Here is a 23,864-nt window from a genome sequence, read left to right as displayed (position 1 = left end):
ACAACGATTCAGGCAGCCATTTCCGTGTAACCGGCATCCTCCCGCCGGAGGTCACCCCGTTCACCTGAAAGGTACGCGCGCCGCCCCCACACCAACACATACGTCCAGTAGGCTGCCAGCACCATCGCCCCAATGGTGATCTTGGCCCAGACCGGCAGCGCACTGGGCGTAACGAATCCCTCCACCAGGCCGGACACGAACAGCACCAGCACCAGGCCCAGCGCCACGGTTATCAGGGATCTCCCCTCCTCCGCCACAGCCCTGCCCCTGGTCCGCGGGCCCGGGGACACCATGGCCCAGAAAATCCGCAGGCCGGCGGCGCTGGCAATGAATACGGCCGTGAGTTCCATGAGGCCGTGCGGCAGGATATAGCTGAAAAAGACGTCGGTCTTGCCGGCGGCGGCGAAGATTCCAGCTGCTACGCCCACGCCCTGTGCATTCATGAACAGGATCATCGGGACCCAAAAGCCGGTGATCCCCAGGGCTACCGCCTGGGCGCTGATCCAGGCGTTGTTGGTCCACACGGCACCAGCGAACGAGGCCGCCGGGTTTTCAGAGTAGTAGTCAATGAAGTCTTCTTCGACATATTGCCGAGCGGCCGCCTCAGAGGCCACGGCCCGCAGGGCCTCGGGAGACGTGCCGATCCAGATCGCGTACGCCGCGCCGATGAGGGTAAATGCTGTGCCGCAGGCAAGCGTCAGCCAGGTCAGACGGTAAAACGCGGCCGGCAGTGCCACGACGAAATACCGTGCCAGATCCGCCATCGGGTTGGACCGCGCACCCGTGAAGCGTGTCCTTGCCTGTGCGAGGGTGGCGGACAGCGAGGCGGAAAGTCCGCTTTCGGGGGCAACCGAGCGGATCAGTGACAGATGCGCAGACGTGGACTGGTAGAGCGCCAGCAGTTCATCAGCCTCGCGCCCGCTCAGCCTGCTCCGGGATGCGAGCTCGTGCAGGCGTGCCCACTTGTCCGCGTTGACAGCGGTGAAGGCGTCGATATCCACGGCACCAGCCTAGCGGCACGGCACTAGACTTTGAGCGACCACACCTTACGCCGGAGGACCAGGGAGCAACTGTGAGTTCAATAGTCACCGGTGAAGCAGTGCTGCTGGAGCTGCGCCCTGCATCTTTTGCCGCCCGCGCACTCGGCCTGCTGCTGGATGTTGCCTTCAATGCCATCCTGCTCGTGGTGATCCTGCTGGGCCTCACAGCTGCCGGCGAGGACCTGGACGAGGCCGCCACGCGCGCCCTGGTCCTGTCCAGTGTGGTTTTTTGCCTGGTCATCGTGCCCGTGGCAGTCGAAACGCTAAGCCGCGGCCTGTCGCTGGGAAAGCTGGCCGCCGGCCTCCGGGTAGTCCGGGAGGACGGTGGCGCCATCCGCTTTCGGCACGCCGTGATCCGGGGGCTGACCGGATTCCTGGAGATCTACCTGACGTTCGGCGGGATTGCGCTGACAGTTGCCTTGCTCAATGACAGGTCCCGCCGGCTGGGAGACCTCATGGCCGGAACCTACGCCATCCGCACCAGGGTGCCCGTTGAGGAGCCCGTTGCGGTGTTCGTGCCGCCCCGGCTGCGGGCGTGGGCCGCCAGCGCCGACATCGGCAGGATTCCCGATGCGACCGCGCGCAGGGCTTCCCAATTCATCCGGCAGGCGGGACGGATGGCTCCCCGCTCGCGCGCGGACATGTCGACCTCCATCGCTGCGGAGCTTTCCGCCCACGTGGCTCCGCCTCCGCCGCCGGGGACCACCCCGGACGACTACCTCGCCGCCGTCGTCGCTGAGCGCCGGAACCGGGAACTCAACCGGCTGTTGCAGTCACGACGGCGCAACAGTGAGGTTGGCGAGAGGCTGCACAGGCTGCCTTTCGGCAGCTGAGGGCTAGTTGTCGTATTCACTCCAGGGGATGTTCCAGTCCCCGAACCCGTCGTCGTGGGCGGCGTAGTCACCTTCCGTGTTCACGATGTTGACCACGTCCCCCGTGCCCATGTTCTCAAAAACCCAGGCAGCGCCGTCGGGGGCGAACCCAATGCAGCCGTGCGAGACGTTCGTGTTCCCGATGAATGGGTAGGCGGACTCCAGGGCCTGGTGGATATAGGCACCGCTAAGGGTGAGACGGATGGTGTACTCCACGTCCTTGTCGCCGTAGTAGGCGGGGTCATCCGGTTTCAGCCCGATGCTTGAGGCCCGGAAGTGGTCATACCGCTTCTTTTCCATCAGCACCCCGTAGCCCCGGGCCGACGGGAAGCGTTTGTCCCCCATGCTGACCGGCAGAGTCTTGACCACCTGGTCGTTGACGCTCAACGTGAACGTGTGTGCGGCGGCGTCAGCGACTGCCACCTTTTTGTCACCGATGGAGACGTTGACTTTCTTATTGAAGTTGGCGATCTGGCCATTGCCAAGGTCCACGCCGAAGAGCTTCATGTCCATGGAGACGGTGGAGTTTGCAGCCCAGAAGTTCTCTGCCCGGTACCGGACCATGGTGTCGCTGTGCCAGTGGAAGGCGCCCACCTGGCCGGCGCTGCTGGTGATGGTGATGGCCTCCTCGACGGCGTCGCGGTTAAGCACGGGCTCGCTGAAGATGATCTGCAGAGGCTGACCCACGCCGACTTTCATGCCGTCCAGCGGGTAGATGGCGGCGTCCGCCTCATGGGAGCTGGACACGGTGCTGAAGGACTGGGTGGTGCTTGTGTCCCGTCCCGCACTGTCCTTGACGACGTAGGTGTAGCGGTACTCGGTATTGAACTTCAAGGGCGCGGCTGCGGACCAGCCTGTGCCTCCGGCGTCGATGCGGCCCTCCACCGTTTCACCTGAGGTGCTCGTGAGTGTGACCCGCTCAATGGTGCCGTTGGTCACTTGCAGTGAAACCGGTGCTGCCGGGTTCACCTGCTTGGCACCGTTTGCGGGTGTGGCCTCGGACTTGACTGGGGCGATAACTGGCGAGGCTATGCCAGGGGACGTCCTGACGGCGGACCCGGCCTCGGACTCAATGGCACCCCGGGCGATGCCCGGAGCCACGGCAGCGAAAACGCCGCCGACGGCGGCCAGAACGCAGACGGCCACCACCACGAGGATTTTCTTGAGCGTCCCGGGGCGGCGGGACTGGACTTCAGGCTCCATATTTTGATCCTAGGCGCAGAAAGTAACAGCCCGGGTGCGCGCAGCACCCGGGCGCCTCACTTCTTAGTAACGGTAGTGCTCGGGCTAGTAACGGTAGTGCTCGGGCTTGTAGGGACCGGCAACGTCGATGTCCAGGTACTCGCCCTGGTCCTTGGTCAGCTCGGTCAGCTCTACGCCCAGGGCGTCGAGGTGCAGGCGGGCCACCTTTTCATCAAGGACCTTGGGCAGGACGTACACCTGGTTTTCGTATTCGCGTTCGCCTGCCGGCTGGTCTTTCTTGGTCCACAGCTCTATTTGGGCGATGGTCTGGTTGGCGAAGGAGTTGCTCATCACGAAGGACGGGTGTCCTGTGGCGTTGCCCAGGTTCAGCAGCCGGCCTTCCGAGAGGACGATGATGGAGCGTTCGGCATCATTGCCCTCATCGAAGACCCATTCGTGGACCTGCGGCTTTATTTCCACCTTCTTGATGCCGGGGACCTTGGCCAGCCCGGCCATGTCAATCTCGTTGTCGAAGTGGCCGATGTTGCCCACGATCGCTTTGTTCTTCATGCCGGCCATGTGCTCGGCCATGATGACGTCCTTGTTGCCCGTCGTGGTGATGAAGATATCGCCCTGGGTAAGGACGGATTCGAGCCTGGCCACCTGGTAGCCGTCCATGGCTGCCTGCAGCGCGCAGATGGGGTCGATTTCGGTAACGATGACACGCGAACCCTGGCCGCGAAGCGCTTCCGCGGCTCCTTTGCCAACGTCGCCGTAGCCGCAGACGACGGCGACCTTGCCGCCCATGAGCACGTCCGTGGCACGGTTGATGCCGTCCGGCAGCGAGTGCCGGATTCCGTACTTGTTGTCGAACTTGCTCTTGGTGACAGAGTCGTTGACGTTGATGGCGGGGAACAGCAGCTTGCCCTGTTCGGCAAGCTGGTAGAGACGGTGGACGCCCGTGGTTGTTTCCTCGCTGACGCCCTTGATGGTGGCTGCGGCCCTGGTCCACTTATGCGGGTCCGCCGCGATGGAACGGCGCAGCACGTCCAGGAAGATCCCGTACTCTTCGGAGTCGGTGGGGTCCGCGGACGGTACGTTGCCTGCAGCCTCGAACTCGACACCCTTGTGCACCAGCATGGTGGCGTCCCCGCCGTCGTCTAGGATCATGTTCGGTCCGAGCTCCGGGTTGGACTCAGCGCCCGGCCACGTGAGAATCTGCTCGGCAGTCCACCAGTACTCTTCGAGGGTTTCGCCCTTCCAGGCGAACACGGGCACGCCCTGCGGGTCCTCCACGGTGCCGTTGCCCACAACCACGGCCGCGGCGGCCTCGTCCTGGGTTGAAAAGATATTGCAGGAGGCCCAGCGGACGTCAGCGCCCAGGGCGGTAAGCGTTTCGATCAGTACGGCAGTCTGCACTGTCATGTGAAGGGATCCTGCGATCCGGGCGCCCTTGAGCGGCTGCGTGGGCCCGAATTCCTCCCGAAGCGCCATCAGGCCGGGCATTTCATGTTCGGCAAGGCGGATCTGGTGGCGGCCGGCTTCAGCCAGCGTGATATCGGCAACCTTGTAGTCAAAAGTCATGAATGGTCCTTAGTCCCGTCCGGGATGCTTGTCCCGGTATTTCTGTATCGATGCGGAGCGGCAGCGCCGTGCTTGTGCTCCTGCGTTGGCTGGCCCGGCGGCTCCGCTAGGGGGCCTCGGATGTTCCGGAGGCGGAATCGTGCTGGTCCGTCCCCGTGGCGGTGGCTGCCTGCAACAGCTCTGGTGGCAGGAGCAGCGGAATCCCGTCCTCGATGGCATACCGCGGTGCGGCCCCGGATTCGCCGGCAAGGGCGGCAACCAGTTCTTCGCCCTCCTGCACCAGGGGTGCGCCGGTCACGGGGCACCGCAGGACGGACAAAAGCTCAGGACTGATTTTTGGCATGTAGTGATGCTCCCTGGCGGGCGCGCTCGCGCCGGTAGCGGACTGGTGTTCAGCTACCAGCCTACCGCCAGACGGTGCTTACGAGGGTTCACGCAGCACACGGAGGTGTCCCCTGCGGGCGCCTTCTGCCGCCGCCGGCGCTTCGAGGGCTGTATGGTGGCCCCGCTGGGCAGGAGGCTGCTGTGCCTGGGTGGGCAGCGCCGCTGCGTCCCGGACAGCGTTGGCCAGGGCCAGAAGGTCGTCAGGGCCGGGTTGCTGGGGCGTTGAGGGCATGGCCAGCCGCAGGACTTCCCAGCCGCGGGGAACGGTGAGGGAGTCCGCGTGTTGTTCGCAGAGATCGTAACAGTGGGGCTCGGCGTAGGTCGCGAGCGGACCCAGGACCGCAGTGGAGTCTGCGTACACGTATGTCAGGGTTGCCACCGCTGACTGGCGGCAGGCCGATCTTGAACACTGACGGATAGCTCCCACGACATCACAGACTACTCCGTGTCACCACGAAAACGGCGTATTGGCGCCGCGGGCAGGACGCGCCTTCGCTGCAGGGGGAATCTATCGCGTAAATCAAGCAGCGGGTTTACAGTCGAAGTATGCAGTCATCGAACCAGAAATCAGCTTTCACGGTCCGGTTGGCTGATCCGGATGCCCCGGAGCTTCCGGGCACCGGCTCTCCGGGCAAGAGCTTCGTCATGCGCCGCCGGAACCGCCACGGACGGGGACTCCGCGGGGAGGTCATGCTCCCAACACATCCCGGTTACCGCACGCGCTCGGACCGCTTTGATGACATGGTGCTCGATTCGGCACAACGCCTCCACGACATCTGGGGAAAGACCCTGGACGGCGTCCGGTTCGGCGTTGATGAGATTCCGCCCGATCTGGAACAGTTGGCGGCCAACTCCGCTGCAGCCCCCATGGGCTCCTACACTCCGGCCACGGACGGCGAAGGACCGATGATCACGGTATACCGCCGCGTGGTTGAACAGGCCTGCCCCGGCCCCGAAGAGCTCCAGGACCTGGTTCATGACGTCGTGGTGGAGCACACCGCTGAGATGCTGGGAGTTGCTCCGGAGACACTGGACCCGGTCTACCGGCGCCGGTACTGACGCCGGGGACTGAGCCGCTGGGGCGTCCCTCAGTAGCTAAGGGTCACCGGCACTGTTTCCTGGCCTGCGGCTTCCGGCAGGAACGCCAGGGTGGATACGTCGTTCCTGCCCTCCTGCTGCACCAGCAAAGCCCCGTAGGCCGCCCCGCCTGAAGCGGACACCACATAGCCCACCACGCCGGCATCCTCCACCTTGTCAGGAACGGCGATGGAGGACGTGGTGCCACCGGCGATATCGGCAGTGGACGCCGCGCGGACCTTGCCGTCTGATGTAATCGCCGAGTAGGTGATGGTGGCCCTGTCATCCAGCGCGCCGAAGACCAGGCTGCGGACCCCGCCCTGGGGCACCGGAACAACGTGCTGGCTCCCGAGCCGAACTCCGGACGCTGCCCACGCCACGTCTGAGGCCTGGCCTTCCTGGAGCCCGCGTGCCACCCGCGCCGCGGCCACAAAAGAAACATCTGACGATGCGGCCACCGTATATTGCCCGGCGGGGACACCCGCGAGGGAAACCTCGGTGACAGCCCCTGACTTGGCGGTGACGACACCGCCGGATGGGAGTGCCTTCTCGCCGTCACGGCCGTAAAGCTTGACTTCCACCACTGCATCCGACGGGCCGGGCACTGTGAGCTGCAGGGCTGGTGCGGCGTCCCTGTACCCTGGCTTGCCGGTCAGCTGGGCCAGTGCGGCGGGGTCCTGGATGTCCACGCCCGCCATCACCTGCCGCGCTGCAGGTGCCGTGCCGGGGGTGATGAAGTCCACTCCTCCCGGCGTAAGGCCGCGCAGGACGCTTTGCTGGATCACTGCCGCGACAGGACCGCCCGCACTGCGGACATGGACGCTGAGCTGCTCCTCTCCTGCCGCCAGGCCCGCGAGGACTATGGAGCGCGTAGTTCCCGGCGCTACCAGCAGGCCGCGGCTGCCTGGTGCCTGGATCTGTCCCCCGCCGCCGAAAAGCTCAAGGCTCACCGTGGCCGGTGTGCTGGAGGCATTTGTCAGGATCAGCACGGATGTCCGCCCCACCGTGGTGCTTGCGCCCGCGAGCCACTGGTCGTTGGAGGGCTGCTGGCAGTTGGACGTCGCAGTGCCCTGGAGGTCACCGTCGGTAGCGGTGAATTTCATCGCCCCGGCTGATGAAGCCTGTTGGTTCGCCAACGCATCGGCACTGAGTACCGTCACCTGATCCACAGGCCGGGACGCGAGCACGCCCGCAAGAGGTTCCTGGGCCGGGCCGGCGGGAGGTGACTGGCCGGGTTCTTTCGTGATTTCGACGGCGGCAGTCCCGTCCAGCTGGGACAGCCGGCTCGCAGGCAGTACCCCTGCCGCACCCAGCACCGCACCGGTCACGGCGCTGGCCGCAGTTGCAGAAACGGGACTGAATTGCGGATCGGTTCCCGCTTCTGTGCCCTCGAGCAGCCGGGCAGGGCCAGGACAAACGCCCACGCTTGTTCCGGCCGGGACGGCTGCTGCCGCGGCGGGCAGAGGCCGGCTCGACCCGGGAACCGGCAGGAGCGATCCGCCGGCAACTACCGCTCCGGCGCCGGCCAGGATGAGTGCCGCCGACGCGGCCCCGATCAATGCCGCCCTGTTTCCTTTACCGGCAGGCCGCTGGCCGGTGGCTGAAGAGCCGCCGCCTGCGGGCTTCCGAACTGATAACTCCGGGCGTGCAGTGATGGCAAGGCCACCCTCGTGGCGGGCGTCCGGCGGCCCGCCGGGGACTTTGTGCTCATGCATTTTGGTGTTCCTTACGCAGGGAGCCTTCGTCCCGGGACAGGCCTGTCCTGGGCCGTGGGGCCGGCATCGGGATGGCGAGCAGGACCGTCAGCCCAATCACTGTGGCCTGGGCAATGGCCGTCCACGGCGCCCACGGGTTCTCGTAGCGGACTGTCAGTTGGCCTCCGGCTGTTGGAAGGGTGAAGGCCTGGGACCAACCGGAGGTGGTCGATGTCAGCCTGCGGCCGTCAAGCCACGCGCTCCAACCGGAATCGGCGCGTTCAGCGAGCACCAGCAGGCGCCCTTCCGGGCCGGCCGGCACGGGGGCGTCCACGTCGTTATTGGCGGAGGGCACCAGCGCGATGGCAGCGCCGCTCCCATCCACGATCCTTACCCGGTGTGCAACATCAGCGGCCTCCAGCGCCGGCTGGTTCAACGGGGTAATCCGCCAAAGCCAGCCCACATCGGTCTGGCCGACCGCCACGAGCCCTGGTACCGCGTCCATTCTGCTTGCCGTCAGCTGGGCCGCGGTATCTGTTGAGCGCAGGACGAGGAATCCGACGCCCAGCTGCTCCAAGTCGTTGCGCGGGTCCACCCCCTGGCCCGCAACGAGGGTGGCCACCACACGCCGGACTGTGGCCGAGACGTCGTCGTCCTCGCGGACGGTTTCGCTTCCGGGACTGCCGATGATGTTCCGTGCGGAGGCAATGGTGGACAGGTTGTCGAGGGTGGTGCCGGAGCCCCGCACCACGGATGCGTCAAAAGTTCCGTCGTCACGCGTGCTGATGAGCAAGGTCCGGGTCTGCTCCGGTCCGGTTCCCCGGTCGATCGCAGTGGCGGGAAGCGTTCTGGGATTAACGGCTTCCACGAGCCGCCCAGCACCGAGCGGGGCGGCTTGGCGGTCTTCCGCGGAGCCGGTTTCGGCGCCGGCAGATGGGGAACCGGTCGCGGCGGCGGACGCAGCGGTGGCAGGGCGGAGCAGGTTTTGGGCTGACCAGGCAGCCATGCCGGCCAAGGGGCCGGCAAGCAGGATCACCATGCCGAGGGCAACGGCTGTGCGAAAAGTTGCCTTGTGCCTGGCTGTGGTGCCGGCCGCCGCACTGTCCGCCATCGCCAGGAGTCTTTCTCCTCCCAGGATGCCTGCTGCCAGGAGGGTGAAAGCGGCGGCTGAGACAGCCGGACCCGTGAAGGGAGTCACCAGGACGTCCGCGTTCATCGCAGTGGCCACGTGGCTGGCCAACCAGCCACCGGCGAGGGCGATGCTTCCAGCCACCCAGAAAGACCCGGCCAGGCTGGCACGGTTCCCGGGTATCAAAAGCCCGGCAAGTGCCAGTGCCAGCACCGGCGCGGCCACGAGGAGCGCCAGCAGCAGCGCCCAGGGCACTGTGCCGCCGGCGAAGAGTGGAAGGCCTTGCAGCCCTCCCTGCGGGTCAAACCGCAGGGGCTGGCCCAGGAATTGCTGCCACACCGGAGCGGCGTCGAAAGCCAGGGGCAGGCCAGGATCGGCCAACAACGCCCGCGGCCGGTCAAGCACGGAAAGTCCGAAGGGAATGAACAGGGCGGCGGTGGGCAGCAGTGCCCACCAGACTGTGCGGCCGCGACGGCCCAGCAGGAGGCCGCAGAGCACGATGACCACGGCGGACGGGGCCAGGAGGGAAGGAGCAGAGGCAATAACAACAGCCAGTACAAGACCGGCTGCAGCCGCTGCCGTCCAGGACGGCGTGCCGTTGATGCCGGGCCTCGCAGGTGGCTTTTCACCGGGGCGGCGTTCAGAAGGGGCCGGCGACCTGAAGCGGCCGTGCCCTGTAGCTGATCCAGTCGCCCTCAGCAGTGCGAGGACCAGCAGGGGGAGCATGATGTGGGCAATCAGCGCGCCGGCCCTGCCCTGGTTCAGTGCTACCTGGAGCGCAGGGGCCGCGGCCCAGAGGATTGCCGCCGCAAGCCGGAGCCGGCGCCGGACCGTCAGCCCTCCGGCGGCGAACCATGCAGTGAGAGCGGACACCGGCGCAGCAAGCAGCAGCAGCCAGACCACAGCCGGATTGGCGTCGCCTCCTCCCAGGACGCCCAGGATCCAGAGGACGTAGTCGAAGGGATCCCCCCTGCCGGGCAGCCCTGCCCCCAGCGTAATCCACCAGCTCGAGGCGTGGTGCCAGATGTCACCCAGGCTGGCGGAGACTGGAATAAGGGCGCCACCGGCAACGGCGTCAGCACGGAAAAGACCCGCCAGGGCCAGGAGTGACGCAACAGACGCAAGGATGACGGCAGCGAGTGCACCGTTGCCCACCCAGCCCCGCTTAGTGGTAGCCAGCGCTGCAAAGTCGTCGGAGGCGTCACCCGACGGCTGGTGGGCCAGCGGATCCTGCTCAAGATCGTCCGCGGGGGACGGATCCGATCCAAGGGCTTCCATCAGGGACCGCCGGTGGCTCCAGACTTCGCGCCTGGGCGTTTGCAGCTTACGGATGACTGAGCGACGGATCCGGCGGGTCTGCCGTGCGCTCCGGCGGGCCCTCGCGACGGCCCGCGGCCGGCTCAGGGCAGCGCAGGTGGCAAACAGCTGCGACACGCCGTGCCCCGGGTCCTTGACCAGAATGCTCAGCACGAGTTTGAACAGGCTGCCCAGGAGCGCCCCTGCCCAATGAACCGGAACCATCCACAATGGGGCATGCTTCAGGCGCAGGTGGACCTGGGCTTTCCGGGCTGCTGCCGCGTTGCCTAGGGCATGGGGCCGGTGCGCTACGTGGAACATCCTGGCTGCCGGTACAACAACCACCCGGTGCCCGGCCAGCCGGTTGCGCCAGCAGAAGTCGACGTCGTCGCCGCTGCCCGGCAGGGCAGGATCGAAGCCACCCAAGTGCTCCCAAACATCACGGCGCACCAGCATGCCGGCGGAACTCACCGCAAAGGTGTCGCTGCGGCCGTCGTATTGCCCCTGGTCGAGCTCGTCGGCGTCGATCAGGGTCAACCGCTCTGCCCAACGGCTCGTGGACAGTCCGACGTCTATCAGATTCCGCCCCGCATGCCAGTCCAACTGCTTGCAGCCGGCAACGGTAACGGAAGGGGCACGTTCAACGGCGCTGAGCAACTCGGCCAGGGCATTCGGTTCAGGGGCCGCGTCGTCGTGGATCAGCCAGATCCACTCGGAACTGCCGCCGGAAGCGTCTCCGCTCCATGGTGCGAGCTCGGCCAGCCCGGCGGAAACAGCGGCTCCCATGCCGCCTTTACCGCGCTGCTGGCTCACCACGTTGGCTTCACCCAGGGCCCGTTGAAGCAGTTCCTTGGAATCGTCGCGGGAGCCGGTGTCGACGCCGATGGTGTAGTCCACGGGCCGGGTCTGATCCGCCAGGGCCGCGAGGGTTCGGGGAAGATAGTCGCTGCCGTTATGGGCTACCACAACGGCAGTGACATGGACATCTCGGTGAATTAGACTGCCCGCTTCCTCAGCCGCCGGCGCTCGCGCTCGGAAAGGCCTCCCCAGATCCCGAACCGTTCGTCATTGGCCAGCGCATATTCCAGGCACTGGGAGCGAACGTTGCAGGCTCCGCACACCTTCTTCGCATCCCGCGTCGACCCGCCCTTCTCCGGGAAGAAGGCCTCCGGGTCGGTCTGGGCGCACAGGGCGTCCGTTTGCCAGCCTAGCTCGCCTTCGTCGTCGAAATCCTGCTGGCGGGGCAGTCCAATCCATACCGGCTGGCTTGCGCCGGCGGCTGCCAGTTCCATGGGCGGGTCGAGTTCATCCTCGGGGTCCGCACCGCCGTCCAGCAGGGCTTCATGGGCGGCGAGGAAGGCAGTTGCCTGGTCCTCAAGGAGGCCCGTGGCGTCCCTGTTGTACCGCTCCACTGCATCAGGATCGGCCGGGTCCACGAACCAATCGCTGGGCACCCCCCGGGCCCGGTACTTCGCCGTCGCCTGACCAGCCACGACGGCATCTTCCTGGATACGCTCTGCTTGCCCCACGGCGACCCTCCTGATGTTGCAGCCCCTGCCCGATAGGTGGCACTCGGTGATGTGCCGGCATTTACGCAGTTGCTTTTAGATATCTAATTACACGTGTGTAACTAGGGCGAGTCAAGCGGCTGCCGGATAATAATCACTCCGGTTGAGGAAGTTGGCGCACGCCACGCCCGGGAATTTTTCAGACTCGGGCGCCTGGGAGGGGTGCGCCGTCAGGAGACGTCTCCGAACGGCGCAAAATCGCCGTCAAATGCTGGAAAATACCTGCCATCGGAAAAAATAGCAAGCACACTGAGGATTTCGTGTGAGATATCTCACATCAGGCTCGCCTGGCTGTGCAGCCCGGCCTGGCATCGGGGGTACGGGCAGTGACCATCTTCTCCGCCGGTGGCAGGATGTAGCCATGGAAACCCCCGCAGCTGGTCTCATGGCAGCCCTTCGTTCCGGCAATTCCACCGCCCCGCGGCTTACCTGGTACGGCCCGGACGCCGAGCGGGTGGAGTTGTCCGGCCGGGTGCTGGACAACTGGGTGGCCAAGACGAGCAACCTGCTCCAGGACGAACTGGACGCCGTACCAGGCATGCGGCTACGGCTTGACCTTCCGGCGCACTGGAAAGCCATGGTGTGGGCGCTGGCCGCCTGGCAGCTCGGGCTGGAGGCCGTGCTGGACGGGGAGGCAGCGGATTTCCTGGTCACCGCCGAGCCCGCATCCGCAACGGGAAAATACGACGCCGTGGTTGCCGTTGCGCTTCCGGCGCTGGCCATGCGCTGGCCCGGTGAGCTGGCCTCCGGATACCTTGACTATGCGGCCGAGGTCCGCTCCCACGGGGACGTTTTCATGCCGCACGCGGTTCCCGATCCTTCAGCCTGCGCCATCGTGGGCAGCGACGGGCGCCGGCACCTTCACCGGGACCTGCTGGAGGGTTTCGCTGTTCCCCATGAAGTAGGCGTCCGCCTGCACATACCGGCCGGCGATGGACTGGAGGCGGCGCTGTCCAATGCCCTTGGCGCCTGGCGGCGTGACGGCTCTGTGGTGCTCACGCACCAGGACGTGGAACTGACGGACAAGCTTCTGGCGGCGGAGCGGGTACACGGCAGCTAGGAAAGCGGAAGCTTCCGTCGGGCCGGTCGTACCAGGCGGGTTCAGCTACTGCTTGGGTTCAGGGGAAGGCTCGCGCTCCACAGACCGCTCTACGGCAACCTCGTGTTCCTTGTGGTGGTGGAGCTCGATGAGCTCGTGGTCATGGGAAAACTCTGGTTCCTGGTCCAGTTCCTGGTTGAACACCAGGAAGCGGTAGGCGAAGAACCGGACCACCGTAGCCACCAGGATGCCCAACACCCCGGCAGAGAACAGCAGGTTCTTGTCCGTAACGCCCAGCCCGTACTTGGCAAGGGCCGTAAAGCCCGTGGAGATGCCGATGCCAATTCCGTTGATAAGGACAAACATCAGGAATTCGCGGAGTATGTTGGCCTGCCGCCGGTGCCTGAAGGTCCACAACCGGTTGGCGATCCACGAGAAAACAGTGGCGACTGAGGCGCCGACAAACCGCGCTTTGGCCTCGCTGTCCGTCATGGGGCCATGCATCAGGTAGTAGGTCAGGCCGTTGTCAATGACGAACGCCACGCCGCCTACTGCTCCGAACTTGGCCACCTCGCGCCAAAAAAGCGAGGCGAGGCCCCGAATACGGTCTGCAAGTGCGGTGATCATGGCCCTCCATGGCTTTGTGAACTGTGGGCCATCGGGCCAGAGGCCTATTTTAGCCCCTAAACCTGTGCCACAGCCTCCCCAACCTGTGCCCGCGGAGCGGCCGGCCGCCGAAACACTCCACGGCTGCCGGCACTTAAACGCGGGATACGGGCGGTCTTCGGTAGGCTGGCTACTGTGACTTTTCCAGTGATAGGTGTGGTTGGCGGCGGCCAGCTAGCCCGAATGATGGCCCCGGCCGCAACTGCTCTCGGCTTTGAACTCCGCGTCCTTGCCGAAGGCGACGACGTCTCCGCTGTATCAGCAGTGTCCTCCTCTCCAGTGGGCGACTACAAGGATCTGCAGACGCTCCTGGACTTTGCGCAGGGGCTGGACGTCATGACCTTTGACCATGAGCACGTGCCCACCGGGCATCTCCGCGCCCTGCAGGAGGCCGGCGTCAATGTCCAGCCGGGGCCGGACGCACTCGTCCATGCGCAGGACAAACTGGTGATGCGTTCGGCGATCGACCGGCTGGAGCTGCCCAATCCCGCGTGGGCAGAGGTGCACGACGTTGCAGCATTGGTCAGCTTCGGTGAAGAGACGGGCTGGCCCGTGGTGCTGAAGATGCCGCGTGGCGGGTACGACGGCAAAGGTGTCCGCATCGTTTCCTCCGCAGAGGAGGCGGCAGAGAGCAGGGACTGGTTCGATGCCATGAGCCCGCTTCTCGCAGAAGCCAAGGTTGACTTCACGCGGGAGCTTTCCGCGCTGGTTGCCAGGACCCCCGACGGCGAAGCCCGCGCCTGGCCGGTAGTTCATACCATCCAGGTGGATGGTGTGTGTGATGAAGTGATAGCGCCTGCACTGGACATCCCGGTGGAAGTTGCGGCAGCCGCCGAGGATGCGGCACTGCGGATTGCCGCCGAACTGGACGTGACGGGCGTGCTGGCCGTGGAACTGTTCGAGACCCCCGGAACCGGCGCAGGATTCCTCATCAACGAACTTGCCATGCGCCCGCATAACACCGGGCACTGGACACAGGACGGGTCGGTGACCAGCCAGTTCGAACAGCACCTGCGCGCAGTGCTCAACCTCCCCCTGGGAGCCACCGATGCGCTTGCGCCGGTCGCGGTGATGAAGAACTTCCTGGGGGGCGAAAACCAGGACCTGTTTTCCGCCTACCCAGTGGCCCTCGCCAGCGAGCCTGCTGCCAAAGTCCACTGTTACGGCAAGTCGGTGCGTCCCGGCCGCAAGATCGGACACGTGAACCTGGTGGGCCAATCCACAGCGGACGTCGAGGCTGTCCGCCGCCGCGCCGCCCTGGTGGCAAACATCATCCGCGATGGTCGGGTTCCGGCAGAAGAGCCGTCGCAGACTTTCGAGGAGACCGCATGAGCGCCCAAGCCGAGTCCGCCGCTTCGCAGACCGCCCCGCTGGTGGGACTGGTCATGGGCTCCGACTCTGACTGGCCGGTGATGGAGGCTGCGGCTGATGCGCTGGCGGAGTTCGGGATTCCCTTCGAAGCGGACGTGGTGTCAGCGCACCGGATGCCCACGGAGATGATCCGCTACGGACAGACGGCACACGAGCGGGGCTTGCGGGTGATTATCGCCGGTGCAGGAGGCGCAGCGCACCTGCCGGGCATGCTGGCGAGCGTCACGCCGCTTCCGGTCATCGGCGTGCCCGTCCCCCTGAAAACCTTGGACGGGATGGACTCGCTGCTGTCCATCGTCCAAATGCCGGCCGGCGTTCCGGTGGCCACCGTTTCCATCGCCGGGGCCCGCAACGCAGGGCTCCTTGCCGTCCGGATGCTCGCTGCCGGCACGGACGAGCTGGCCGCGTCGCTGCGCGCCGACCTCCTTGATTTCGCAGCCGACCTGAACGCCGTCGCCGCCCGCAAGGGCGCAAACCTGCGGCAAAAAGTCAGCGAAGTCTTCGCCGAAGGCAACGGCGCCCTCCGGGGCAGCCGCTAGGCGCCGCGTATGTCCAGCAGCAAAGTGCAGCGGTCAGCCTCGGACACCGGCCTGACCGATCCCGTCCGTTACCCGGTCACTGCTTCCCCTCCAGTCCGCACCAAACGTGCGTTCGTGCTGGTGCTGCTGACCCTCTTGATCCCGGGCAGTGCGCAATTGGTGGCCGGCGACCGGAAACTGGGCCGGTCCGCGCTGCGCGTGACGCTCGGGGTGTGGACCGCAGTGGTGCTGGCTGGGCTCCTGCTGCTCTTTAACCGGAGCCTGCTGATCAGCATCATCACCCATCCTTTTGCCTCACTGGCGCTTGTCATCCTGCTGGTAGCGCTGGCTGTGGGCTGGGCAGTCCTCTTCATCAACACGCTGCGGCTCATCCGCCCTGTGCTGCTGGCACCCTCCGCACGACCTGCCGTCGCGGTTGTGCTCGTGCTCGCGCTGGTCCTTGGCAGCGGCTCGCTCAGCTACCTGGCGTACCTGCTCAACGTCAGCCGCAACGCCATCGGCAGCATCTTTTCCTCCGGTCCCGCAATAGACCCCGTGGACGGGCGCTACAACTTCCTGATGATGGGCGGTGACGCCGGGGACGACCGCACCGGAAGGCGCCCGGACAGCCTCTCCGTGCTGAGCGTGGATGCCGAAACTGGACAGACCGCCATCATTTCCGTCCCGCGTAACTTCCAGAATGCCCAGTTCAGCGAAGATTCACCCATGCGTGAGATCTATCCCGACGGCTACAACTGCGGCGACGAATGCCTGATCAACGCCATCAACACAGAGGTCACAAACGAATACGCGGACCTCTACCCCGGTGTGGCCGATCCGGGGGCGCAGGCAACCATGGAGGCCGTCTCCGGAACCCTTGGCCTGGAAATCCAGGCCTATGTCCTGGTGGACATGGAGGGATTCGCCACTCTGATCGACGCCATGGGAGGCATCAGGATCAAGGCCGGCGGATGGGTTCCGATGAGCGGCTACTACGACGACTTCAGCCAAACCCACGGTATGCCGCTCGGCTGGATCCCCGCCGGCGAACAAACACTCGATGGCAACCAGGCGCTGTGGTACGGCCGGTCCCGCGAGTACGTGGACGACTACTCCCGCATCCAGCGCCAGCAGTGCGTGCAGCAGGCCATGTTGAAGCAGTTGGATCCCGCCACGTTGCTGGCAAAGTTCGAGGACATTGCCAACGCGGGCACCAAGGTGGTGGACTCCAATATCTCCTCGACGCAGCTGGGCAGCTTCGTCGACCTCGCCATCAAAGCCAAAGGCCAGGAGGCCAAGCGCCTGACCATCGGCCCGCCTGACTTCGATGCGTCTTTCTCCACTGTTCCAGACTTTGACCAGATCCACGAGCGCGTTGACCAGTTGCTGGCATCGGCATCGGCCGGCGGCGCCCAGTCTGCAGGAATCACCGATGACGCCATGGTGGCCCCGGGTGCCGGCGCGGGGCATGTTCAGGCGGCAGGGGCATCACTGGCGATCCTGCCGGCAAGCGGCAGCATGGTCCAGCAGCCCACGCCGTCGGACTTCATCCCCGTGACCACAACACCGGACGGCGAGCCGATTACTGAAGAGCTGCTGACGCAGCTCAAGCTCGAGGGCAACGAAGAGGCCATCCGCCAGCTCGTGGCCACCAACGGCCAATGTGCGGCTCTCTAGGCTCCAAACCCGACGAAAGAAACGGAACGGATTTGTACGAGATTGAGAATGTCCTTCGCGACTACGCATGGGGTTCGACGACGGCCATCGCCGCGCTCCTCGGGAGGCCAGAGTCAGGCGGTCCGGAAGCAGAGCTGTGGATTGGCGCGCACCCCGACTCGCCGTCTGTGGCGCAAGTTCCGGAGGATGGGACGGCCACCCCCCTGGATGCGCTGATTGCACGGGATCCCGAGCATTTCCTTGGTGCCGAATCCGTGGGCCGGTTCGGCCCCCGCCTGCCCTTCCTGGCAAAGATCCTCGCGGCTGCCCAGCCGCTCTCCCTTCAGGTCCACCCCAGCCTTGAGCAGGCGCGGACGGGCTTTGCACGCGAAAATGCCGAGGGACTGGCAGCAAACGCGCCTAACAGGAATTACCGGGACGACAACCACAAGCCCGAGATGATTTTTGCCCTGACACCGTTCGAGGCGCTCTGCGGTTTCCGTCCTGCCGCGGAAACACGGAAAATCCTGGCCCATGTGGCAGCCGCTTTCGATTCAGTTGAAGACGACGTGCCGCCGCTGATCGGTTCGCTGTTGGATGACCTCGACGCCACCGACGAAGGGGGCGGCCTCCGCACGGCTTTCGAACGCCTGATCACCGGTGGCCGATCCGTCTCTGATGACACAGCACTGGTAGTGGCGGCGCTGGTCTCCGGCGCTCCCCTGGCCCCGTACGAGGCCGAACTCAACACGGTCATCAGCCTTAACGAGAAGTACCCCGGGGATTCCGGCGTCCTGATCTCCCTGCTGCTGAACCGCATCTCGCTGGCGCCAGGTGAGGCTGTCTACCTCCCCGCTGGAAATGTCCACGCCTATTTGCACGGTCTGGGCGTGGAAGTGATGGCGTCCTCGGACAATGTCCTGCGCGGTGGCCTGACTCCGAAGTTCGTGGACGTGCCCGAACTCCTGCGGACCATTGACTTCCGCCCAGTTGCAGTGCCCATGCTCCCGGCTGAAAGGACGGAACTGGACCAGGAAGTCTTCCGCCCGCCGTTCGAGGAGTTCCAGCTTCAGCGCATCGAACTTGCACCGGACGCGGGACCCGTCCCGCTGGCCCAGTCCGGAGCGGCGATGGTTATTGTGGTTGCCGGGGATGTGTATCTGGATTCGCCCAAGGGTGACCTCCAGCTTTCCCATGGCGGCAGCGCTTTCCTGGCCGCGGCCGAGGCCCCCGTCAACGTACACCCGGTGGCGGGCAGTACCGGGCCCGCCCTGGCGTTTGCGGTGACCACCGGCCTTCGATAGCCGGCTGGCTGCGGGCCGCCCAAGCTGTTGGAAGCGCCGGCCGGCCCTAAGGCTAACTGCCGGGGCGCAGGCGCTGCATTACGGGACGGACCTGCCCGGCAGCAGCCTTCACCACGCGCCGCGCGGTTTGCAGCCCGCGGCGGGCCAGGGGCATTGCCTGTGCGTAGGCAGGGTAGAGCGGCGAGAGCGGCTTCTCCCAGGTGCCCAGGAGCATGTTCTCATGCTTTGCGAACTGCTTCTTGAAGTCCGAGATTCCGTCATTGAGCAAGCCGTTGAAGTCGTACCGGGTGCAGCCGTCCTCACGCATGGCCTGGATCGCTGCCCACTTCACGCCGTAGTTGACGCGCTGTTTCTGCCCCTCGGCAGAGACACCGCCGTACAGCTCGAAAGCGGTGGAGCCGCTCCTGGCGAGCCAGGCGAACGCCAGCAGCTGCTCGCCGTCGAAAGCGCCGATGATTGGTGAGCCGTCACCCATGTTCCGGAAGATGTCCCGGTAGTACTCATCCTGGTGGATCCCGAACCCGGCCCGTTCCGCCGTCTCGTGGTAAATGCCCAGCACCTGCTCCAGCTCCGCATCGTTTTTCACCTTGCGGAACTCAACGTCGCTGCGCATGGCCTTGCGGATGTTGGCGCGGGTGGACTTGGACATGTCCGCCATCAGCTCGTCGTCGGACCTGCTGAGGTCGAGGATCAGCGTGCGCGGAATCAGCACGGTGTTCGTGGAGGAACGGAAGCCGGCGGCAGTCACGGCACCGGCGAAGACGGAGTCGTGGTCCCAGTCCGGCTCGATGCTCAGGGCGACTCCGCGGTGCCGGAGGGCCGCATGCTCGGCCAGCCGGTTGAGGACCACCTGTGCGTCCTGGGCCGAGCACATGGGCCCCCTGGGGATGTAGACCAGGGCCCGGAACGGAAGCGGAAGGCGGCGGACCAGCAACTGGGCGCAGCCGATGGTGTTGTCGCCGTCGTTGACCAGGACCCGGTCCACTGACCAGCCGTGCATCGCCTTGGTCTCGCCCCAGCCCCAGAGCTGTTGCGGATGTCCCTGGAATTGGTCAACGAGTTCGTCCCAGAGGGCGCGGTCAGTACAGGGCACAACAGCAGGAATCATGGCTTCAACCCTATACCAAGGGCATAATGACGGGCTTAACGGCGGAGCCCCGGAGTGCGTTCGGCACTCCGGGGCTCCACGGCGGACAGGCGAGGGCATTAGCTCCTGCGGGCGTAGCCCTCCCACTTGTCGGCGCGGTGCTCGCCGTCCACGAAACGGATGGTGCCGGACTTGGAACGCATCACGATGGACTGCGTCAGGACCTTGTCCTTGGAGTAGCGGACGCCCTTGAGGAGGTCGCCGTCAGTGATGCCGGTGGCAGCGAAGTAGCAGTTGTCGCTGGAGACGAGGTCGTTGGTGGAGAGGACGCGCTCCAGGTCGTGGCCGGCGTCGATCGCCTTCTGCTTTTCCTCATCGCTGGTGGGCCACAGGCGGCCCTGGATGACGCCGCCCAGCGACTTGATGGCGCAGGCCGCGACAATGCCCTCCGGAGTACCGCCAATACCCATCAGCGCATCAACACCGGTCCCGGAGCGTGCGGCGGCAATGGCGCCGGCAACGTCACCGTCCATGATGAACTTCGTGCGCGCACCTGCCTCGCGGATCTCCTCCACCAGCGGGCGGTGGCGGTCACGGTCCAGGATCATGACGTTGAGCTGGTTGACCTTGACGCCCTTGGCCTTGGCAATCAGGTGCAGGTTCTGCTTCACGGGCAGGCGAAGGTCAACCATGTCCGCGGCTTCCGGGCCGGTTACGAGCTTTTCCATGTAGAACACGGCGGAGGGGTCGAACATGGAGCCGCGCTCTGCAACCGCCAGGACGGCCAGTGCGTTGTTGATGCCGAGGGCGGTGAGCCGGGTGCCATCGATGGGGTCCACTGCGACGTCCACCTCGGGGCCGGTGCCGTCGCCGACGCGTTCGCCGTTGAACAGCATCGGGGCCTCGTCCTTTTCACCTTCGCCGATGACCACTACGCCGTTGAAGTGGACGGTCTGCAGGAAGGAGCGCATAGCGTCAACGGCGGCGCCGTCGGCGGTGTTCTTGTCGCCGAAACCGACCCAGTGTCCGCCGGCGATTGCTGCCGCCTCGGTAACGCGGACAAGCTCGAGGGCGAGGTTGCGGTCCGGCTCATCGTTGCCCACCGCCAGGGACGGGGAGATGGTGGAGTACTTCTGGGTCATGGACGCTGGTGACACGTGAACCTCTTCTTCGAGTGGCGATCATTGAACCCGCCCCGCCGGAACAGCTGAACGGTGATTCCTCTATCACTGATCATAGTCGCGGTGCCGTCCGCTGGAGGGTGGATGACGCGGGTCCGCAATGTGCCCCAAGGAGGCAGAATTCCCGGACGGCGGCCAAATGGAAGTTGTTCGCCGGGATGGGCGACTATAGAGGGGTGAACGATATGCAGGAGAAGACCAGCCCCAGCCCCGACCCCACGGGATCCGCAAGCGGCAGCGGATCCAGTGCCGCGGCCGGGAACGGACCGGTCAAGCCCGTCATTCCGGCCGCCGCCGCAAAGCGCGCCAACGCCTCAGTGATCGGGATGGTCATCGCCCTGGTGGTGAGCATCGCGGCCTTCCTGCCCATCATCCTCATGAATCCGCTGCCCAAGAGCGAGGGCTACCGTCCTGACATCGATGTGCCGGCCACTGCCCGCAATGCAGCGGATGTGGCGGGATTCACACCCGTGGCGCCGGACACCGGTGACACATTCCGGGCCAACTACGCAAGGTGGGAGGCCGGCACCGCCAGCGGCGTCCCCACCTGGGAAGTGGGCTACCTGACGCCGGAGGAGTCTTTCATCGGTTTGGTCCAGACCAGGAACGCCAACCCCACGTGGCTGCTGCAGCAGACAAAAAATGCTCCCGTCACCGGCTCACGGGACGTCGGCGGGCAGGAATGGGAGCTCCGCGACACCGGAAAGGGCGAGAAGTCGCTGGTGCTGGACTACCGCGGAACCACCGTTGTTTTGTCCGGGGAGGCCGAACTGAATGAATTCGCGGCCCTTGGGGACGCCGTCGTGAAGTCCCTCGAGAGCAACCCGGCTGTCACAGTTTCACCCTCCGCGGCTCCTTCACCGTAAGGTAGGCGCGTGGCTACCTATCTGACTCCTGCACTCGCCTGGCGCCGTCTGCGCGAAGGCAATGAACGCTTCGTCAACGGCGAGACCTCCCACCCCAACCAGGATGCGTCACGCCGGTCTTCCCTGGTGGAGAACCAGCATCCCTTCGCCGTGATCTTTGGCTGCTCCGATTCGCGGCTCGCCGCGGAAATCATCTTTGACGTGGGGCTCGGTGATGTCTTCGTGGTGCGCACCGCCGGCCAGGTCATTGACGACGCCGTGCTGGGTTCGCTGGAATACAGCATTGGCGTGCTGGGGGTTCCGCTGATCGTAATCCTGGGGCACGACAGCTGTGGTGCCGTGGCCGCCACAAAGTCCGCCGTGGAAACCGGCCAGATGCCTGCCGGGTTCATCCGCGACCTCGTGGAGCGCATTACGCCGTCCGTCCTCACCGCCCTGCGCAACGACGAAACCGAGGTCAACGGCATGGTGGTGGAGCACGTCAAGCAGACGTCGCAGCGGCTGGCGGACAGCTCGCGTGTGATTTCGGACGCAATTGAATCCGGACGCACTGCCGTGATCGGCCTTTCGTACAGCCTGGCCGAGGGCCGCGCGAACCTTGTTTCCGGAATTGGCGAGCTGTAGGAGCTGCCCGAAGGGGGCCTGCGGGCAGCCTGTAGCAAGCCGTTCACGGTTTTCGATGCGGCGCCGGATCGCCCTAAGCTAGCCCCATGACTTCCACTGAAGAGTTCCGCATTGAACATGACACGATGGGCGAAGTCCGCGTCCCCGTGAACGCACTGTACCGCGCACAGACGCAGCGGGCAGTGGAGAACTTTCCAATCTCCGGCAAGACCCTGGAACGTGCCCACATCGAGGCGCTTGCCCGGGTCAAGAAGGCCGCTGCCCAGGCCAACGCAGAACTGGGCGTGCTCGACGGCGAGCTGGCCAAGGCGATCGCAAACGCGGCCGACGAGGTAGCTGCCGGCAAGTACGACGGCGACTTCCCCATCGACGTTTTCCAGACCGGCTCCGGCACGTCCTCGAACATGAACACCAACGAGGTCATCGCCGAGCTGGCCTCCCGCGCATTGAAGGCCGCAGGCAGCGACAAGGTGGTCCACCCGAACGACCACGTCAACGCCTCGCAGTCCTCCAACGACGTCTTCCCCACCTCCGTGCACGTGGCCGCCACGTCCGCGCTGATCAACGACCTCATTCCCGCGCTGGGCTACCTTGCCGAGTCGCTGGAGCGCAAGGCCGTGGAGTTCAAGGACGTCGTCAAGTCCGGCCGCACCCACCTGATGGACGCCACACCGGTCACCCTTGGCCAGGAGTTCGGCGGATACGCCGCACAGATCCGCTACGGCATCGAGCGGATCAATGCCTCACTCCCCCGCGTTGCCGAAGTTCCGCTCGGCGGCACGGCAGTGGGCACCGGCATCAACACTCCGGCCGGCTTCCCTGAGCGGGTTATCGAACTGCTGGCAACCGACACCGGGCTCCCCCTGACCGAGGCCCGCGACCACTTCGAGGCCCAGGCCAACCGCGACGGCCTGATCGAGGCGTCCAGCCAGCTGCGCAACATCGCCATTTCATTCATGAAGATCAACAACGATCTCCGCTGGATGGGTTCCGGCCCCAACACCGGGCTCGGCGAGATCGCGATTCCGGACCTCCAGCCCGGCTCCTCGATCATGCCAGGCAAGGTCAACCCGGTGATCTGCGAGGCATCCATCATGGTGGCAGCGCAGGTTATCGGCAACGACACCGCAATCGCCTGGTCCGGCACCAACGGCGCCTTCGAGCTTAACGTGGGCATCCCCGTCATGGCAGCCAACCTGCTCGAATCCATCCGCCTGCTGGCCAACACCAGCCGCGTCATGGTGGACAAGATGATCGACGGCATCACCGCCAACGTGGAGCGTGCGCGCTTCCTGGCCGAGGCTTCGCCCTCTATCGTTACCCCGCTGAACAAGTACATCGGCTACGAGAACGCCGCGAAGATCGCCAAGAAGGCCGTGGCCGAGGGCCTCACCATCCGTGAAGCGGTCGTGTCCATGGGCTTCCTGGAGCGCGGCGAACTCACCGAGGAGCAGCTGGACACCGCCCTGGACGTGATGTCCATGACGCGCCCTCCGCACAAGGCATAAGTCCCCAGGAGAATACCGCAAGAAGTACGACGGCGGCCGCCCACCTTCCCAGACGAAGGTGGGCGGCCGCCGTCGTTGCACTAAAGAAGCTTTAGTGCAGAAATCCCGCCGGACTTTCTTCAATTACTTCCCCACCAAGGAAGACGCCGTCATCGGCCACGCGGACGAGGGAATTCCTGCCGACATCCTCCGGAGTTCATTGCCGGCTGCGCCTCATC

The 23,864-nt window shown here is 65.4% G+C and carries 21 protein-coding genes; 10 read left to right on the top strand and 11 right to left on the bottom strand.

Annotation, left to right across the window (positions count from 1 at the left end; all coding sequences use genetic code 11):
- Positions 1-8: 8 nt before the first annotated feature.
- Positions 9-1,001 carry a stage II sporulation protein M gene (locus tag FDW84_RS09040; RefSeq protein WP_205754740.1) on the bottom strand — a complete coding sequence of 331 codons (993 nt, stop codon included), beginning with the start codon at positions 999-1,001 and terminating at the stop codon, positions 9-11.
- A 71-nt stretch (positions 1,002-1,072) separates the two neighbouring features.
- On the opposite strand from FDW84_RS09040, the gene FDW84_RS09035 reads away from it, so the two are divergent.
- On the top strand, positions 1,073-1,873 hold the full coding sequence (locus FDW84_RS09035) for an RDD family protein (RefSeq protein WP_138608627.1): 801 nt from the start codon (positions 1,073-1,075) through the stop codon (positions 1,871-1,873).
- 3 nt (positions 1,874-1,876) lie between these two features.
- Here the strand turns inward: FDW84_RS09035 and FDW84_RS09030 are convergent, their stop codons facing one another.
- The 4 genes from FDW84_RS09030 to FDW84_RS09015 form a co-directional block, all read right to left on the bottom strand.
- On the bottom strand, positions 1,877-3,115 hold the full coding sequence (locus tag FDW84_RS09030) for a L,D-transpeptidase (protein ID WP_138608626.1): 1,239 nt from the start codon (positions 3,113-3,115) through the stop codon (positions 1,877-1,879).
- A gap of 84 nt (positions 3,116-3,199) precedes the next feature.
- Positions 3,200-4,678: an adenosylhomocysteinase gene (gene ahcY / locus FDW84_RS09025; RefSeq protein WP_138608625.1), complete on the bottom strand. Its 1,479-nt coding sequence runs from the start codon at positions 4,676-4,678 to the stop codon at positions 3,200-3,202.
- Between the two features lie 106 nt (positions 4,679-4,784).
- A complete protein-coding gene (locus FDW84_RS09020) occupies positions 4,785-5,021 on the bottom strand; it encodes a Trm112 family protein (protein WP_138608624.1) in 237 nt (78 codons plus the stop codon).
- A 78-nt stretch (positions 5,022-5,099) separates the two neighbouring features.
- Complete coding sequence (locus FDW84_RS09015) at positions 5,100-5,489, bottom strand: DUF3499 domain-containing protein (protein ID WP_138608623.1); 390 nt, start codon at positions 5,487-5,489, stop codon at positions 5,100-5,102.
- A gap of 119 nt (positions 5,490-5,608) precedes the next feature.
- On the opposite strand from FDW84_RS09015, the gene FDW84_RS09010 reads away from it, so the two are divergent.
- Entirely contained in the window at positions 5,609-6,121 is a 513-nt protein-coding gene (locus FDW84_RS09010; RefSeq protein ID WP_138608622.1) for a metallopeptidase family protein, read from the top strand.
- A 29-nt stretch (positions 6,122-6,150) separates the two neighbouring features.
- Here FDW84_RS09010 and FDW84_RS09005 read toward each other — a convergent pair whose 3' ends face one another.
- From FDW84_RS09005 to FDW84_RS08995, 3 genes are read right to left on the bottom strand one after another with little or no spacing between them, the layout of a single operon-like run.
- Positions 6,151-7,854: a DUF5719 family protein gene (locus FDW84_RS09005; protein WP_138608621.1), complete on the bottom strand. Its 1,704-nt coding sequence runs from the start codon at positions 7,852-7,854 to the stop codon at positions 6,151-6,153.
- On the bottom strand, positions 7,847-11,224 hold the full coding sequence (locus FDW84_RS09000; RefSeq protein ID WP_138608619.1) for a glycosyltransferase family 2 protein: 3,378 nt from the start codon (positions 11,222-11,224) through the stop codon (positions 7,847-7,849). The genes FDW84_RS09005 and FDW84_RS09000 overlap by 8 nt, the downstream gene beginning before the upstream one ends.
- A 29-nt stretch (positions 11,225-11,253) precedes the next feature.
- Positions 11,254-11,787, bottom strand: coding sequence for a WhiB family transcriptional regulator (locus tag FDW84_RS08995; RefSeq protein WP_138608616.1), 534 nt, complete (start codon positions 11,785-11,787; stop codon positions 11,254-11,256).
- A gap of 400 nt (positions 11,788-12,187) precedes the next feature.
- Here FDW84_RS08995 and FDW84_RS08990 point away from each other — a divergent pair, with 400 nt between their 5' ends.
- Positions 12,188-12,886 carry a TIGR03089 family protein gene (locus FDW84_RS08990; RefSeq protein ID WP_138608614.1) on the top strand — a complete coding sequence of 233 codons (699 nt, stop codon included), beginning with the start codon at positions 12,188-12,190 and terminating at the stop codon, positions 12,884-12,886.
- 45 nt (positions 12,887-12,931) lie between these two features.
- Here FDW84_RS08990 and FDW84_RS08985 read toward each other — a convergent pair whose 3' ends face one another.
- The gene (locus tag FDW84_RS08985; protein WP_138608612.1) at positions 12,932-13,492 is read right to left on the bottom strand and encodes a GtrA family protein; all 561 of its coding nucleotides are present in this window, start codon (positions 13,490-13,492) and stop codon (positions 12,932-12,934) included.
- A gap of 222 nt (positions 13,493-13,714) precedes the next feature.
- On the opposite strand from FDW84_RS08985, the gene FDW84_RS08980 reads away from it, so the two are divergent.
- The 4 genes from FDW84_RS08980 to manA are packed head-to-tail and all read left to right on the top strand — an operon-like array spanning position 13,715 to position 18,380.
- Positions 13,715-14,863 (top strand): 5-(carboxyamino)imidazole ribonucleotide synthase, encoded by a 1,149-nt coding sequence (locus FDW84_RS08980; RefSeq protein WP_240721454.1) that lies wholly within the window; start codon positions 13,715-13,717, stop codon positions 14,861-14,863.
- On the top strand, positions 14,860-15,441 hold the full coding sequence (gene purE / locus FDW84_RS08975; protein WP_138608608.1) for a 5-(carboxyamino)imidazole ribonucleotide mutase: 582 nt from the start codon (positions 14,860-14,862) through the stop codon (positions 15,439-15,441). The genes FDW84_RS08980 and purE overlap by 4 nt, the downstream gene beginning before the upstream one ends.
- 9 nt (positions 15,442-15,450) lie before the next feature.
- Positions 15,451-17,097, top strand: coding sequence for an LCP family protein (locus tag FDW84_RS08970; protein ID WP_138608606.1), 1,647 nt, complete (start codon positions 15,451-15,453; stop codon positions 17,095-17,097).
- Between the two features lie 32 nt (positions 17,098-17,129).
- Positions 17,130-18,380, top strand: a complete 1,251-nt coding sequence (gene manA, locus FDW84_RS08965) for a mannose-6-phosphate isomerase, class I (RefSeq protein WP_138608605.1) — start codon at positions 17,130-17,132, stop codon at positions 18,378-18,380.
- Positions 18,381-18,432: 52 nt separating this feature from the next.
- Here manA and FDW84_RS08960 read toward each other — a convergent pair whose 3' ends face one another.
- Positions 18,433-19,488, bottom strand: a complete 1,056-nt coding sequence (locus FDW84_RS08960; protein ID WP_138608603.1) for a lipid II:glycine glycyltransferase FemX — start codon at positions 19,486-19,488, stop codon at positions 18,433-18,435.
- Between the two features lie 98 nt (positions 19,489-19,586).
- A complete protein-coding gene (gene glpX, locus FDW84_RS08955) occupies positions 19,587-20,609 on the bottom strand; it encodes a class II fructose-bisphosphatase (RefSeq protein ID WP_171027165.1) in 1,023 nt (340 codons plus the stop codon).
- Positions 20,610-20,833: 224 nt separating this feature from the next.
- On the opposite strand from glpX, the gene FDW84_RS08950 reads away from it, so the two are divergent.
- From FDW84_RS08950 to FDW84_RS08940, 3 genes are all read left to right on the top strand, one after another.
- Positions 20,834-21,514 (top strand): DUF4245 domain-containing protein, encoded by a 681-nt coding sequence (locus tag FDW84_RS08950; RefSeq protein ID WP_138608601.1) that lies wholly within the window; start codon positions 20,834-20,836, stop codon positions 21,512-21,514.
- A gap of 9 nt (positions 21,515-21,523) precedes the next feature.
- Positions 21,524-22,138 carry a carbonic anhydrase gene (locus FDW84_RS08945; protein WP_138608599.1) on the top strand — a complete coding sequence of 205 codons (615 nt, stop codon included), beginning with the start codon at positions 21,524-21,526 and terminating at the stop codon, positions 22,136-22,138.
- An 86-nt stretch (positions 22,139-22,224) separates the two neighbouring features.
- Positions 22,225-23,646, top strand: coding sequence for a class II fumarate hydratase (locus FDW84_RS08940; protein ID WP_138608597.1), 1,422 nt, complete (start codon positions 22,225-22,227; stop codon positions 23,644-23,646).
- Positions 23,647-23,864: the final 218 nt, after the last annotated feature.

The organism is Pseudarthrobacter sp. NamE5 (genome assembly GCF_005796225.1).
GTDB lineage: Bacteria > Actinomycetota > Actinomycetes > Actinomycetales > Micrococcaceae > Arthrobacter.
The sequence above is the reverse complement of the archived record's forward strand: the minus strand, read 5'-3'. Positions and strand labels throughout refer to the sequence as shown.